Raw genomic sequence first — 15,052 nt, forward strand, 5'->3', positions numbered from 1 at the left:
GCCATGCCCACCGACACGGATCAGGTGGTCGCCGCCCTGCGCGCCGCGCTGCTGGACAACCAGCGTCTGCGCCAGGAGAACCGACGGCTCCGCGACGACTTCGCCGAGCCCGTGGCCATCGTGGCGATGAGCTGCCGCTATCCCGGCGGTGTGCGTACCCCGGAAGACCTGTGGGAGCTTCTGGTCAAGGAACGCGACGCGGTCTCGGCGTTCCCCACCGACCGCGGCTGGGACGTCGAGGGAGGCTTCGACGCGGACCCCGACGCCCCCGGCACGTTCTACGTCCGTGAAGGCGGCTTCCTCCACGACGCGACCGGCTTCGACCCCGGCTTCTTCGGCATCTCCCCGCGCGAGGCCCTGGCCATGGACCCGCAGCAGCGGCTGCTGCTGGAGGCGTCCTGGGAAGCGGTGGAACGCGCGGGCATCGACCCGACGACCCTGCGCGGCAGCCGCACCGGCGTCTACACCGGAGTGATCCACGGCGAGTACGCGTCCCGGCTCGACCGGGTGCCCGACGAGGTGGAGGGCTTCCTCGGCACCGGCAGCATCCCGAGCGTCGCCTCGGGCCGGATCGCCTACGCCCTGGGCCTGGAAGGCCCGGCGGTCACCCTGGACACCGCCTGCTCGTCCTCCCTGGTCGCCGTCCACCTCGCCTGCCAGGGGCTGCGCTCCGGCGACACCACCCTTGCCCTGGCCGGCGGAGTGACCGTGATGTCCACCCCCGGGCTGTACGCCGGATTCAGCCGCCAGCGCGGCCTGGCCCCCGACGGACGCAGCAAGTCCTTCTCGGCCGCTGCCGACGGAGCCGGGTTCGGGGAGGGCCTGGGCCTGCTCCTGCTGGAACGGCTCTCCGACGCCCGGCGCGCGGGACATCCCGTCCTGGCCGTCGTCCGGGGCTCGGCCGTCAACCAGGACGGCGCCAGCAACGGGCTGACCGCCCCGAACGGGCCCGCGCAGCAGCGTGTGATCGGCCAGGCGCTCGCCCGTGCCGGACTCGCCCCGTCGGAGGTGGACATGGTGGAGGCGCACGGCACCGGCACCGTGCTCGGCGATCCCATCGAGGCCCAGGCGCTGCTGGCCACGTACGGCCAGGACCGGCCCGCCGGGCGGCCGCTGCGGCTGGGATCGCTGAAGTCCAACCTGTCCCACACCCAGGCCGCCGCGGGCGTCGGCGGGGTGATCAAGTCGGTGCTGGCGATGCGGCACGGCGTGATGCCGCGCACGCTGCACGTCGACCGCCCCTCGCCCCGCGTCGACTGGGCCGAGGGAGCCGTCCGCCTGCTCACCGAGGCCACCCCCTGGCCGGAGACGGGACGGCCGCGCCGGGCCGGGGTGTCCTCCTTCGGCGCCAGCGGGACCAACGCCCACGTCATCCTCGAACAGGCCCCCGCCGCACCGGCGGCCCCCGCCGCACCGACCGGCGCGCCGGTCGCCGCCGTCCCCTGGATCCTGTCGGCGCGTACGCCCGACGCGCTGCGCGCCCAGGCGGCGGCGCTGCATGAGCGGGTGGTGGCGGACCCGGGTCTGAGCGTGGTGGACGTGGGCCATTCGCTGGCGGTGGGGCGGTCACGGTTCGCGGAGCGTGCCGTGGTGGTGGGGGCGGACCGGGGCGAACTGCTGGCCGGTGTCGCCGCCCTGTCACGGGGTGCGGGCTCTGCGGGCGTGGTGGTCGGCGGTGGGCAGCTCCCGGGCCGTTCGGTGCTCGTGTTCCCGGGCCACGGCTCGCAGTGGGCGGGGATGGCTGCGGGGCTGCTGGATGAGTCGGAGGTCTTCGCGGGGCGGATGGCGGAGTGCGGGCGGGCTCTGGCGCCTTATGCGGACTGGTCGTTGGCTGACGCGCTGGGTTCGGAGCGGCTGCTGAAGCAGGTCGACGTGGTGCAGCCGGTGTTGTGGGCGGTGATGGTGTCGCTGGCGGAGGTGTGGCGTTCGTTCGGTGTGGTTCCGGACGCCGTGGTCGGTCACTCGCAGGGGGAGATCGCGGCCGCCTGTGTGGCGGGTGGTCTGAGTCTGGAGGACGGGGCGCGCGTGGTCGCGTTGCGCTCCCGTGCCGTGGGCGTGCTGGTGGGTCGCGGCGGCATGGCGTCGGTCCCGTTGCCGGTGGACGTGGTGCGGGAGCGTACCGCCCCGTGGGGTGGCCGGTTGTCGGTGGCCGCGGTCAACGGCCCGTCCTCGACGGTGGTTTCGGGCGCAGCGGACGCGGTCACGGCACTGGTGGAGGAACTCCTCCAGGAAGGGGTGTGGGCGAGCCTCATCGACGTCGACTACGCGTCGCACTCCTCGCACGTGGAGGAGATCCGCGAGCGCCTGCTGTCCGACCTGGACGGCATCACCCCGCTCTCGGGCGCGGTGCCGTACTACTCCAGCGTGACCGGCGGCCCGCTCGACACGAAGGCCCTGGACGCCGAGTACTGGTACCGCAACCTCCGGCAGACGGTCGAGTTCGAGCGGGCGACCCGCTCGCTCCTCGCGGCCGGACACCGCGTCTTCATCGAGTCCAGCCCCCAGCCTGCCCTGATGTACGGGATCGAGGACACGGCCGCCGACGCGGGCGCTCCGCAGACGCTGGTGCTCGACACCCTGCGGCGCGGGGCCGGAGGGCTCCGCCGGTTCCAGACCGCCCTCGCCGAGGCACACGTCCGGGGCCTGCGCGTCGACTGGGAGCGGCTGTTCGCGGGAACCGGCGCCCAGCGGGTGGACCTGCCCACCTACGCCTTCCAGCGACGCCGCTACTGGCTCGACGCCCCGCCGGCCGACCGGGACCCGGCGGCCGTCGGCCAGTCCGCCGTGGACCACCCGCTGCTCGGCGCCGCGGTCGAACTGCCCGACGACACGGGCACCCTCTTCACCGGCCGGCTCTCTACGGCCACCCACCCCTGGCTCGCCGACCATTCCGTGGCCGGAGCCGTGATCCTGCCCGGCGCGGCCCTCGTGGAGCTGGCCGCGCACGTGGGCCGCCGCCTCGGCTGCGCCCTGGTGGAGGAACTGACCCTCGCGGCCCCGCTGCTGCTGCCCGGCGACGCCGCCGACGACCACGCCGTACAACTGCGCGTACGGGTGGGTGCCGAGGACGGCACAGGACGGCGCCCCGTGGAGTTCCACTCCCGGCCCGAGGCCGCCCCCGGCGCCGCCGCCCCGCCCTGGACCCGGCACGCGACCGGCACGGTCGGCCCCCAGGACCGCTCGGCCGACGGGGACGACACGGCCGAAGCGGCCGGCGCGTGGCCCCCGCCCGGCGCCGTCCCCCTGGACGTGGACGAACTGTACGGGCTGCTCGAAGCCCGGGGTGTCGCCTACGGCCCGGCGTTCCGGGGCCTGCGCGCCGCCTGGCGCACCCCGGACGCGATCCACGCCGAAGTGGCCCTGCCCGACGACGTCCCCGGCACCGGAGCCGACGGCTTCGCCGTGCACCCGGCCCTCCTGGACGCGGCCCTCCAGACGGCCGGTCTGCGCGAGGGCGCCGGGACCGCGGAGCCCGCCGACGGCGTCCCTCTGCCCTTCTCCTGGCAGCGCGTCGCGATCGGAACCTCCGACGCGGCGGTCCTGCGCGTCCGGCTGCGCCCCGACGGCCCCGACACCGTCACCGCGCGGATCACCGACCCCTCGGGGCGCACCGTGGCGACCGTGGGCTCGCTCACCCTGCGCACGGCGTCCCCCGCCGCACTGCGGACGTCCTCCGGCTCCGTCTTCCACGTCGGCTGGACGCCGGTCACCGCCGGGCCCGGCCCGCGCCCGGTCACCCGCTGGGGTGTCCTCGGCCCGCGGGACGAGCGGCTGCTGCCGGCCGCCTTCGCCGCCGAACCCCTGTCCGCGACACCCGACGCGATGCTGCTGATCTGCCCCCCGTCCGCCGGCACCGGGACCGCGGCCGGTGCGACCGGGGACGACCCCGCCCGGGACGCGGACCCCGAGGCGGTGCACCGGGTCGTGTCCGGGGTCCTGGACCGTCTCCAGGCCCACCTGGCCGACGACAGCACCGCCCGTACGCCCCTGGTGGTGCTCACCCGGGGCGCGACCGGCCCGCGCCGCGCGCGGCCGCAGCCGGCGGACCTCGGCGCGGCGGCCGTCTGGGGCCTGGTCAGGGCCGCTCAGCTCGAACACCCCGACCGGTTCGTGCTGCTGGACACCGAAGAGCCGGACCCGGACGGTCTCGGCGACGCGCTCGCCGAGCTCCTCGCCACGGGCGAACCACAGGCGGCCCTGCGCGGCGGCGTCCTGTACGCGCCCCGACTGACGCGGCCGTCGGCCGCCACCGTCACCAAGGCCCCCGCCCCCGCGGCGGCGACCGGGCCGGACGGTCCGTTCGGGCCGTCCGAGGGGACGGTACTGCTGAGCGGCGGCGGCGCTCTCGCGGCCGTCCTGGCGCGTCATCTGGTCGCCGCGCACGGGGTGCGCCACCTCCTTGTGCTGAGCCGCCGCGGCGCCGACGCCCCGGGCCTGCCGGAGCTGACGGCGGAGCTGGCCGGGGCCGGAGCCGAACTGACCGCCGTCAGCTGTGACGTGTCCGACCGCCAGGCACTGGCCGCAGCGCTCGCGGCCGTCCCCGAACGTCATCCGCTGTGCGCCGTGGTCCACACCGCCGGAGTGCTCGACGACGGCCTGCTGGACGGGCTGACCGGGGAGCGGACGACCGCCGTCCTGCGGCCCAAGCTCGACGCCGCCCACCACCTCGACCGGCTGACGCGCGGGGCGGACCTCTCGGCGTTCGTCGTCTTCTCCTCCGCCGCAGGCGTGCTGGGCAGCCCCGGCCAGGCGTCCTACTCGGCCGCCAACGCCGCGCTCGACGCCCTCACCGCGGAACGCCGACGGCTCGGGCTCCCCGGCCTGTCCCTGGCCTGGGGGCCCTGGGAGCGGGTCAGCGGGATGACGGCGGAGCTGGGCGGCGCCGAACGGCGGCGCATCGACCGGCGCGGCGCCCGCGGCCTCCTTGACGAGGAGGCCATGGCACTGCTGGACGCGGTGTGTGCCGCGGACGCCGCCCCGCCGGAAGACGGGAGCCCCGTCGTCCTGGCCCACCTCGACCTCACCGTGCGCGGCGACGGCCCGGTGCACCCCATGCTGCGCTCCCTGGTCCGGCGCGGCCCGGCCGCGCCGGCCGGGGCGAAGGGGGCGCCGACCGCCGCAGCGGCGCTGCGGCACCGGCTCGACGCCGCCGCCGACGCACAGGAACACGAGCTGGTCCTGCGCGAACTCGTCCTCGCCCAGGCCGCCGAAGTCCTCGGCCACACCGACTCCGGGGCGCTGTCCGCGACGGTGCCCTTCCTCGCCGCCGGATTCGACTCGTTGACAGCGGTCGAGCTCCGCAACCGGCTGGCCGCCGTCACCGGACTGCGGTTACGGCCCTCCGCCGTCTTCGACAGCGGCACCCCCGCCGCGCTCGCGGCGCGCCTCGCCGCCGAGGCCCGGACGGAGGACACCCCCCGGCCCGAAGCGGCCCCCGCGACCGGCGCCGCCGCGTCCGGCACCGGCACCGGGCCTGACACCGGCGCCGCCGACCCGGTGAGCGTGCTGTTCCGCCGGGCCTGCGCACTCGGCCGGACCGACGAGGGCATCGCCCTGCTCAAGAACGCCTCCGCCCTCCGCCCGGCCTTCCACAGCGGCGCCGACCTCGTGGCCGCAGGCACCGGCCCGCGGCTGCTGCGCCTGAACGAGCGCGCCGACGCCCCCGTGCTCGTCTGCTTCGGCTCCGTCGTCGCCCTCGGCGGCGCCCACCAGTACGCCCGCTTCGCCTCCCGTTTCCGGGACCGCTACGCCGTCGCCGCCCTGGACGCCCCCGGATTCACCCCCGAGGAGGAACTGCCCGCCGACATGCGGGCCCTGCTGGACTTCCAGGCGACGACACTGCTCCGGGAACTGCCCGGACGGACGCTCGTCCTGGCCGGCTCCTCCTCCGGCGGCACGCTCGCCCACGGGGTCGCCGCCGAGCTGGAACGGCGCGGCGAGGGCCCGGCGGCCGTGGTGCTGCTGGACACCTACCTCTCCGACAACCAGGGCATCACCCAGTTCAACGACGTCCTGCTGGGCGGCATGTTCGCCCGCGAGGACCGGGCGGCCCCGATGGACGGGACCCGGCTGACCGCGATGGGCGGCTACTTCCGTCTGCTCGACGACTGGCGTCCACCGGCGGTCCGCGCCCCGCTGCTGCTGGTCCGCGCCTCCACCCCGCTCGGCCGCCCGTCCGCCGAAGCCGGTGACTGGCGCTCCTCCTGGGCCGGTGCCGACACCGTCGTCGACGTTCCCGGAGACCACTTCTCGATCATGGAACAGCACGTCGCGACCACCGGCGACGCCGTCGCCGACTGGCTCGGCACCACCCTCCGCACCCCCGACGGCCTGTGATGACGAAGGAGAACCCATTGACCGCGGACCCGTACGACGACCCGCCCCCACGACCCGCCCTCACCGTGCTGGGAGCCGGGGTGATGGGTGTCGGCATCACCGTTCTCGCCCTCGGACACGGCCTGCGGGTCCACCTGGTCGACATCGACCGGGAACGGCTCGACCGAGCCGCCGGCCTGATCGACGGCGAACTCCGGCTGGCCGAGCTGATGGGCGCCCTGCCCGCCGGGACGCCCCCCGGCACCCTGACCACCGGCACCTCGCTCAAGGAGGCCGGCGGAGCCACCGCCGTCATCGAGGCGGTCACCGAGAACGCCGCGGTCAAGGCCGCCGTACTGTCCGAGGTCTCCGGACTGGTCCGGCCCGGAACCCCGCTGATCACCAACACCTCCTCCATCCCCGTCGACGAACTGGCCGGGGCGCTGGGGCGGCCGGAGGAACTGGTCGGCACCCACTTCATGAACCCGCCCTACCTGATCGGAACCGCCGAAGTGGTCCGCGGCCCCCGAACCGGGGACCAGGCGATGGCCGCCGTGGCGGACCTGCTCAGGGCCCTGCGGCGGCGGGCGGTGGTCGTCCGGGACGCGCCCGGCTTCGTGACCAGCCGCATCCTGCACCCGATGATCAACGACGCGGCCCGGGTCGTGGAGGAGGGCACGGCGAGTGCCGAGGACGTCGACGCGCTGATGCAGGGCTGCCTGGGACATCCCACCGGCCCGCTGCGCACCGCGGACCTGATCGGCATCGACAACCTCGTCGACTCCCTCACCGTGCTCCACGAACGCACCGGCGACGACGGCTGCCGTCCCACCGGACTGCTGCTCCGGCTGGTCCGCGAGGGCCGGCTGGGCCGCAAGTCCGGAAGCGGCTTCTACGACTACACCTGATCGACGACGAGGAGACGGCCATGACCACAGCGAACACGCCCGGCCCCCACGGCCTAGAGAAGGAACTGCTGGAATTCCTGGAGGAACGCACCGGGACCGCCTGGGACGCCGACACCGACCTGTTCGACGCCGGCGGCCTGTCGTCCCTGTTCGCCATGCAGGTGGTGGTGCACCTGGAGAAGACCTACGCCATCGCCGTCCGCGGCGGGGACCTGCGGCTGGACAACTTCCGCACCGTACGGCGGATGGCGGAGCTGGTGGACCGGCTCCGGGTGCCGACCGCCGGGGGCCGGCATGGGTGAGGACCTGAACGGCGCCATGGCCTCCGTCACCCTGCGGGTCGGCGACCTGGCGCAGGAGTGGGACCGGACCGGCCTCATCCCGCTGGATCTGCTGCGCGGCCTGGGCGCCGAGGGCCGGCTGTGCGCCGAGGTCCCGGAGCAGTACGGCGGCTGGGGGCTCAGCAGCATGCGCAGCGGCGCGTACACCGCCCATGTGGGCGGCCTGTGCAGCTCGCTGCGCAGCGTGATGACCTCGCAGGGCATGGCGGCGTGGACCATCCAGCGCCTGGGCACCGCCGAGCAGTCGGCCGCCCACCTTCCCCGGCTGACCGGCGGCCGACTGGCGGCGGTCGGCTTCAGCGAGCCCGGCGCCGGCAGCGACCTCGCGGCGATGACGACGACCGTACGCCGCGACGGCGGCGCGGTCGTCGTCGACGGGCACAAGAAGTGGGTGACCGCCGCCCACTACGCCGACCTGCTGGTCGTCGTCGGCCGCCACGAGGACGGCGCGGTGGCCGTCGTGGTGCCCACCGGCACACCCGGCGTCCGGATCGAGCGGATCACCGCCCCGCTCGGCTGCCGCGCGGCCGGACACGCGGACGTGCACCTCGACGGGGTGCGGCTGCCGGCCGACAGCGTCCTGGGCGGCCACGAGCTGCCGACCGCCCTGCTGGTGACGACCGCGCTGGCCTACGGGCGGATGTCCGTCGCCTGGGGCTGCGTGGGCATCCTGCGGGCCTGTCTGGCGGCGGCCACCGCGCACGCCGCCGGTCGGGAGCAGTTCGGCAGACCGCTCGCCGAGCACCAGCTCGTCGCCGGGCACCTCGCCGACCTCTACACGGCCGAGCAGGTGGCCGCGCGGGTCTGCGAGCACGCCAGCCGCTGCTGGGACGAAGGGTCGCCGGACCAGGTGGTGGCGACCGTACTGGCCAAGCACGTCAGCGCGACCCAGGCCGCCCGGGGCGCGGCGACGGCCGTCCAGGTACTGGCCTCGGCCGGGTCCCGGGACGGGCACACGGTGGCTCGGGCGTACCGGGACGCCAAGCTGATGGAGATCATCGAGGGCAGCAACGAGCTGTGCCGGCTGATGCTGGCCCGGCACGCCCTCTCCGCCGCTCCGGGGGCACCGTGAGCGGGCCCGCGGCCGTCGAGACGAGGAAGGACGACATGGCCGAGACCGTCAAGTGCCTGGTCTGGGACCTGGACGACACCCTCTGGCGGGGCACCCTGCTGGAGGACGGCGAGGTGCACCTGCCGGACGAGGTGCGCAAAGTGGTGATCGAACTGGACTCCCGCGGCATCCTCCAGTCCATCGCCAGCCGCAACGACCACGAGCACGCCTGGGCCCGGCTGGAGGCGCTCGGCGTGGCCGAGTACTTCGTCCTGCCGGAGATCGGGTGGGGCGCCAAGTCCGAGTCGGTGCGCCGGATCGGCGACCGGCTGAACTTCGCGCTCACGACCATCGCCTTCGTCGACGACCGGCCCGCCGAACGGGCCGAAGTCGCCTTCCACCTGCCCGGCGTACGGTGCTACCCGGCCGAGCAGGTCCTCGCCCTCCCCGGGCTCGCCGAGTTCACCCCCGCGACCAGCACCGTCGACTCCCGGCGGCGCCGCCGGATGTACCAGGCGGGCTTTCGCCGCGAGGCCGAGCGTGCGGCCGCCCCCGGCTCCGACGAGGAGTTCCTGCGCTCCCTGGACCTGCGGATGCGCATCGGCCGGGCCACCGGTGAGGAACTGTCCCGGGTCGAGGAACTCACCCTGCGCACCAGCCAGATGAACGCGACCGGGGTCCACTACCCGGACGCGGTGCTGCGCGGCCTGATCACCGACCCCCGGCACGAGGTCCTGGTGGTCACCCTCACCGACCGGTTCGGCCCGCACGGCGCGGTCGGCGTCCTGCTGCTGGAGCGGCACCCGGGCCTGTGGCACCTCAAGCTGCTCGCCACCTCCTGCCGGGTCGTCGCCTACGGCGCCGGCGCGACGCTGCTGAACTGGCTGGCCGACGCCGCCGCCCGGTCCGGAGTCCACCTGGTGGCGGACTTCCGGGCGACCGAACGCAACCGGATGATGGAGATCGCCTACCGGTTCGCGGGTTTCGAGGGCCTGGACGAAGCCCCGTGCCCGTGCGCCGCCGTCCTCCTGCCGGCCCCGGAGGACACCGGACTCCAGCGCCTGCACCTGGTCCCCGGCCCGCGCGTGGTGTCCACCGTCATGAGCGTGGACGCACCCGGCCTGAGCATGCCGGAAGGGGGCCCGGGAACGTCGTGACCGCCGCGGCGGCCGGTGCTCCCGGGCTCCGGCCCGCCGCCCTCAGCGCTTGCGGACGAGTGTGATTCCGTCGGCCATCACCAGCAGCGACAGTTCCACCCGGGGGTCCTCGTACAGCACCCGGTTCAGCGCCCGGACCCCGGCGGTCTCCGGGTCCACGGCGGCCGGGTCGGCGACCCGGCCGAAGAACAGGGTGTTGTCGACCACGATCAGACCCCCGGCGCGCAGCAGCGCCAGCGACGCCTCGTAGTAGCGGACGTAGTTGGCCTTGTCCGCGTCGATGAACACCAGGTCGAAGCTCTCCGGCCCGCGCTCCGCCAGCAGCACGTCCAGCGTCGCGGCGGCATCGCCGATCCGCAGGTCGATCCGCGAGTCGACCCCGTCCCGCTTCCAGAAGTCGGCGCCGATGGCCGGCCACCGGTCGTCGATGTCGCAGGACACCAGCAGACCGCCGGCCGGGAGCGCGCGGGCCATGCACAAGGTGCTGTAGCCGGTGAAGGTGCCGATCTCCAGCACCGCCCGCGCCCCCGTCAACCCGACCAGCAGGGCCAGCAGTTGGCCCTCCTCCGCCATCACCTGGAGGGCGGAGCCGCCCGGTAGGTCCGCGGTGGTCTCCCGCAGCTCCCTGAGGAGATCGTCGTCACGGAGGGAGACCTCACGGACGTAGGCGAGCAGGTCGTGGGTGGCTGCTGTCTGGTCGGCCATGGCGCGGGGGTCCTCTCGAAGGAGATCGGGGCGAAGGAGACCGGGGGCGAAAGGGATCGGGGCGACGGGACGGGGCCGCCGGGTGCCCGTCGCCGGGCGGCCGGGACGGTCACCCGGCGCGCATGTACGGGTGATCGGGCTGCCGTACGGCCTCCGCCTGGGCCCGCTCGCAGGCGTACGCCCGCAGCAGCGCGTCCAGCCGGTAGCGGCCCCCCGCCGGCGCACCCAGCAGATTCGCCTCGACCAGGGAGTCCAGGGCCTCCTCGGCCTGCGCCTCGGAGCAGCCGACCATCACCGCGACCTTGCTGCTGGAGACCGAACACGCTCCGGCGGCCCCCAGCATGGCGAACACCGCGGCAGGGTCGATCCCGGCCGGTGCCGTCCGCCGGAGCCCGGCGACCTCGGCGTCGAGGCAGGGCCGGACCCCGAAGTCGCCCGCGCACAGCTCGTCCAGCAGTCGCGGGGCCTCCGTGAGCCGCCGGGCCAGGTGCCCGATGCTCCAGTGGGGACGCTCCAGCAGCCGGGTCCCCGCGATCCGGATCGCCAGCGGCAGGCCCGCGCAGACCGTCACCACCGTACGGGCCGCCCGCGGTTCGCCACCGACCCTGGCCGGACCGACGATGCTGCCCAGCAGCTCCAGCGACCCTTCCTCGTCCAACGGGCCGAGCAGAAGGGTGCGCGCACCCTCCAGATCGGCCAGCCGACGCCGGCTGGTCACCAGCAGCCTGCTGCCCCCGCTGCCCGGTATCAGCGGCCGCACCTGCGCGGTGCTGGAGGCGTTGTCGAGCACCACCAGCAGCCGGCGGCCCGCGGTGAGCGAGCGGTAGAGGCTCTCCCGCTCCGACTCCTCCCCGGGGATCTCGTCCCGGGGCACACCGAGGTCCGCCAGAAACCTCGGCAGCACCACCCGGGCGGTCAGCGGCCGCTCCGCTCCGCCGAGATCCGCGTAGAGCTGACCGTGTATCGAGGAATCGCGCATGGCGTGCGCCGCGTGCAGGGCCAGGGCGCTCTTGCCGACACCGCCCCGGCCGGTCACCACCGCCGTCGCCACCATGCCCGCGGGCATCGTGCCGGTCGTGAGGAAGTGCCGCAGCCGCGCCAGCGCGTCGGAGCGGGCCGACAGCGGCAGCGGCACCGAGGGAAGCTGCGCCGGATCGGGCCAGCAGGACCTCTCCCGGGCAGCGGCCGGCGCCGCAGCGACGGCTGCCTCCGGGACCGCCGCGGGCTGCTCCAGCGGGTCGGGCGTACGGGGCCGGTCGTGGGCCGCGAGGATGTGCCGGTGGACCTCGCGCAGATCGGCGCTCGGCTCCGCCCCGAGCTGTTCGACGAGCAGCACCCGGGTGCGCCGGTAGAGCTCCAGGGCCTCCGACTGCCGTCCCGACCGGAACAGCGCCAGCATCAGCTTGCCCACCAGGGCCTCCCGTAAGGGGTGCTTCCGCACCAGCCGCACCAGCTCCGGCACGATCTCGGCGTGCCGCAGCAGCGCCAGCTCCGTGTCGAACCGCAGTTCCATGGTCTGCAGGCGGAGCTCCTGGAGGTAACGGCCCTCCACATCACGCAGCGTCCGCGACGGTATGTCCGCCAGCGGCTCCTCGCGCCACAGGGCGAGTGCCTCGGCCAGCTCCGCGGAGGAGCCCTCCAGGTCTCCGCGCCCGGCCAGCTCCGCCGCGCGCCGGCGGTGGGCGGTGAACTGCCCGAGATCGCTCTCGTGCTCGCCGAGTTCGAGGAGGTAGCCGGGTGCCCGGGTGAGGATGCGGGCGGAGGCGTGCTCGCCCAGCGACTGCCGCAGGCGCATCACGTAGGTGCGGACGGTCGCGGCGGCACTCGGCGGCGGGGCGCCGTCCCAGATGTACTCGGTGATCCGGTCGACCGAGATCACCCGGTTGGCGTTGAGGAGGAGCGCTGCCATGACCACGCGCTGTCTCGGCGCCGACACGTGCACCTCACGCGCGTTCAACCGGACGGAAAGCGGGCCCAGCAACAGGAAGTTCAAGGGGAGACCTCTTCATCGCACGACCGGTGGGCAAGACTGCTTCCAGCGTCATAGGTGACCGTGTAAGGGTCAACGTGGTCCTGTCGTGTCTAGATGTATTCCTAGAGCGCGGGCCTTGCGCTCATGCCGGGTTCACGCTGTGCGGTACCATCACGGCGGTCAGGACCAGGCCGCCCACCACGGCCCAGCGGCCGGTGAAGCCGCTCACCACCGCACCGCCGTCGACCCGGTGACCCGGCACCGTCAGCGCGGCCGAGAACACCCCCCGTACGGGATCCAGCCGCACGAGTGCGTCGAGGAAGTCCAACGGCCGCCCCGTCAGCGGGAACCACGCCTTGTACACGGACTCCTTGGCACTGAACAGCACCCGGTCCCAGCACACCCCCGGCGCCACCCGCCGGCAGTCCTCCAGCGGGGCCCGCTCCGAGGGCACGGTCACCGCGTCGAACACCCCCTCCGGCAGCGGCCCTTCAGGCTCCGCGTCGATGCCGAGGGCGAGCAGATCGGTGCGGCGCGCCACCGCGGCGGCCCGGTACCCGGCGCAGTGGCTGATCGCCCCGACCACCCCGGCCGGCCACAGCGGCTCCCCGCGCGGCCCGGCCAGCACCGGCACCCGCGGCTGGCCCAGCCGGGCCAGTGCCTGCCGGGCGCACCGCCGGCCCGTCGTGAACTCCCGCCGGCGCTGCTCCACGACGTGCGCCACCAGCAGCTCCTCCTCCGGGAACAGCTCCGAGCCCGGCGGGTCCCCCCGCGACTCCGACACCTCGACCACCGCCGACAGCAGGTCCTCGATCACCGGCCGGCGCCCGTCACCGCTGCGCCGGACCGGACGGAGAGGGCCGTATGCCATGGCTGCCCGGCACCCGCACCACGGTCGAGAACCAGTCGGCCGGCAGCCGCGGTACCCGCTCCACGTCCGCGGCCGGCTCGCACACGTATCCGGTCGGCAGCGGCCGGTCCCCCTCGTCCGCCGGGAACAGTCCTTCGATGACGGCCCTCGTTCTCCGGATGGGCGACATGGAGGTCGCCGACGGCGTACAGCCTTGCCATGAGGTGCCCTCGCCTCCTCGGCCGGATCCGCGGTGCGCGGTCCGGCCGGACCGTTGCCGCGGAGTCGGATCCAAGTAAATCCCACAGGATTGATCTGCACCGCAACGTTCCCGCCATTCACTGAAGAAACAGCCGGAATTGAACGCGGGCATGCATGGCCGGATACGCCCAGATGGGTACTTGCTGACATTCCGGGGGACATGGCAGGCTGTCATATGCGGTGCCCGTGACCCGCCGATCGCCGTCCCTCGGTGTTCCCGGCATTAGCGGGTACTGGCCGGCGTGCCGATGCGGAGGATGTCCCACGTGATCACAGAGCACAGCTCGCCGGCCCCGCGCGGGTAAATCGAGAAAGGCATAAAAGGCCGACATGACCTCGCTCTCGTTAGACAGCGACCTGTGGTGCCGTCGCTTCCATCCCTCGCCGACGGCCACGCGCCGACTGGTCTGCTTTCCGCACGCCGGGGGCTCGGCGAGTTTCTACTTCCCGGTGTCCGCCGCGCTGCGCGGACCGGTCGACCTCCTCGCCGTGCAGTACCCCGGCAGGCAGGACCGCCGGGAGGAACCGGGCGTCCAGGACCTGCACCGCATGGCCGACGAAGTGTCCGAAGCGCTGCGCCGCTGGGACGATCTCCCCCTGACCCTCTTCGGACACAGCATGGGCGCGCTCGTCGCCTTCGAGGTGGCCCGGCGCATCGAACGCGCGGGCGGGCGGATCGACCACCTGTTCGTCTCCGGCCGCAAGGGGCCGTCCGCGGACCGGCCCGAGCCCTCCCACCCGCTCGACGACGAGGGCATCGTGGCGGAGGTCAGGGCCATGAGCGGCACCGACGCCCGGCTCCTGGAGGACGAGGAACTGCTGCGGATGGTGCTGCCCGCGCTGCGCGCCGACTACCGGGCCCTGGGGGCCTACCGGGCCGACCGCGACGCCGTGGTCACCTGCCCGGTCACCGCCGTGGTGGGGGACCAGGACCCCTGGACACCGGTCCCCGGGGCCGCGCGCTGGCGCGACCGCACGACGACCGCGTTCGACCTCAAGGTCTTCCCCGGCGGCCACTTCTACCTCAGCAGCCGGGCGGACGAGGTGACCGGCATGCTCCGTGACCACCTCGCCGGCCCGCCGCGCGCCTGAGACCACGGACGAAAGAGAAGGGGGACCGGGGAGTGACACCGTCAGCGACCTCTGAGGAGATCAAGCCCGCGCCGCGGCCGCCGAGGTCCGGACCCGCCGGCGACGCCCGTCCGCCGGGCGGGGGCCCGCCCGCCGGCACCGGCGTCCGGCGGCTGACCGCCGTGGACGCCCGCATCCTGGAAGGCGTCGCGGTCGGCACCCCGACCGTCCGGCTGGCGGCATCGCTCTATCTGAGCCGGCAGGGCATCGAGTACCGCATCGGGCTGCTGATGCGCCAATTCCAGGCCGCGAACCGGTCCGCTCTGGTCTCCCGGGCGCACTCTCTCGGTGTGCTGAGCGTCGGGGCATGGCCACCCCGCGTCCTCCCGGAATTCCTTGAGCCCTAGAAGAGGCAGGGGAT

The 15,052-nt window shown here is 74.4% G+C and carries 10 protein-coding genes; 7 read left to right on the forward strand and 3 right to left on the reverse strand.

Going from position 1 to position 15,052, the window contains the following annotated elements; all coding sequences use genetic code 11:
• Positions 1–3: 3 nt before the first annotated feature.
• Genes A8713_RS28285 through A8713_RS28305 form a run of 5 tightly spaced genes read left to right on the forward strand, consistent with a single transcriptional unit; the run spans position 4 to position 9,772 of the window.
• Entirely contained in the window at positions 4–6,336 is a 6,333-nt protein-coding gene (locus A8713_RS28285) for a type I polyketide synthase (protein WP_064536499.1), read from the forward strand.
• 17 nt (positions 6,337–6,353) lie between these two features.
• Complete coding sequence (locus A8713_RS28290) at positions 6,354–7,223, forward strand: 3-hydroxyacyl-CoA dehydrogenase family protein (RefSeq protein ID WP_064536500.1); 870 nt, start codon at positions 6,354–6,356, stop codon at positions 7,221–7,223.
• 20 nt (positions 7,224–7,243) lie between these two features.
• A complete protein-coding gene (locus A8713_RS28295) occupies positions 7,244–7,525 on the forward strand; it encodes an acyl carrier protein (protein WP_064536501.1) in 282 nt (93 codons plus the stop codon).
• The gene (locus A8713_RS28300) at positions 7,518–8,636 is read left to right on the forward strand and encodes an acyl-CoA dehydrogenase family protein (protein WP_064536502.1); all 1,119 of its coding nucleotides are present in this window, start codon (positions 7,518–7,520) and stop codon (positions 8,634–8,636) included. Before A8713_RS28295 ends, A8713_RS28300 begins: the two co-directional genes overlap by 8 nt.
• A gap of 35 nt (positions 8,637–8,671) precedes the next feature.
• Positions 8,672–9,772 carry an HAD-IIIC family phosphatase gene (locus A8713_RS28305; RefSeq protein ID WP_064536503.1) on the forward strand — a complete coding sequence of 367 codons (1,101 nt, stop codon included), beginning with the start codon at positions 8,672–8,674 and terminating at the stop codon, positions 9,770–9,772.
• A 42-nt stretch (positions 9,773–9,814) separates the two neighbouring features.
• Here the strand turns inward: A8713_RS28305 and A8713_RS28310 are convergent, their stop codons facing one another.
• The 3 genes from A8713_RS28310 to A8713_RS28320 form a co-directional block, all read right to left on the reverse strand.
• On the reverse strand, positions 9,815–10,477 hold the full coding sequence (locus A8713_RS28310; RefSeq protein WP_064536504.1) for a class I SAM-dependent methyltransferase: 663 nt from the start codon (positions 10,475–10,477) through the stop codon (positions 9,815–9,817).
• A 109-nt stretch (positions 10,478–10,586) separates the two neighbouring features.
• On the reverse strand, positions 10,587–12,419 hold the full coding sequence (locus A8713_RS28315) for an AfsR/SARP family transcriptional regulator (RefSeq protein ID WP_382844425.1): 1,833 nt from the start codon (positions 12,417–12,419) through the stop codon (positions 10,587–10,589).
• 172 nt (positions 12,420–12,591) lie between these two features.
• A complete protein-coding gene (locus A8713_RS28320; protein ID WP_079159166.1) occupies positions 12,592–13,320 on the reverse strand; it encodes a 4'-phosphopantetheinyl transferase family protein in 729 nt (242 codons plus the stop codon).
• A gap of 570 nt (positions 13,321–13,890) precedes the next feature.
• On the opposite strand from A8713_RS28320, the gene A8713_RS28330 reads away from it, so the two are divergent.
• Together A8713_RS28330 and A8713_RS34480 are read left to right on the forward strand one after the other, a co-directional pair.
• Positions 13,891–14,652 (forward strand): thioesterase II family protein, encoded by a 762-nt coding sequence (locus A8713_RS28330; protein WP_064536508.1) that lies wholly within the window; start codon positions 13,891–13,893, stop codon positions 14,650–14,652.
• A gap of 161 nt (positions 14,653–14,813) precedes the next feature.
• Positions 14,814–15,038, forward strand: a complete 225-nt coding sequence (locus A8713_RS34480; RefSeq protein ID WP_237305477.1) for a LuxR family transcriptional regulator — start codon at positions 14,814–14,816, stop codon at positions 15,036–15,038.
• The last annotated feature ends 14 nt before the right edge of the window (positions 15,039–15,052 follow it).

The sequence above is a fragment of the Streptomyces sp. SAT1 genome (assembly GCF_001654495.1).
Lineage (GTDB): Bacteria > Actinomycetota > Actinomycetes > Streptomycetales > Streptomycetaceae > Streptomyces > Streptomyces andamanensis.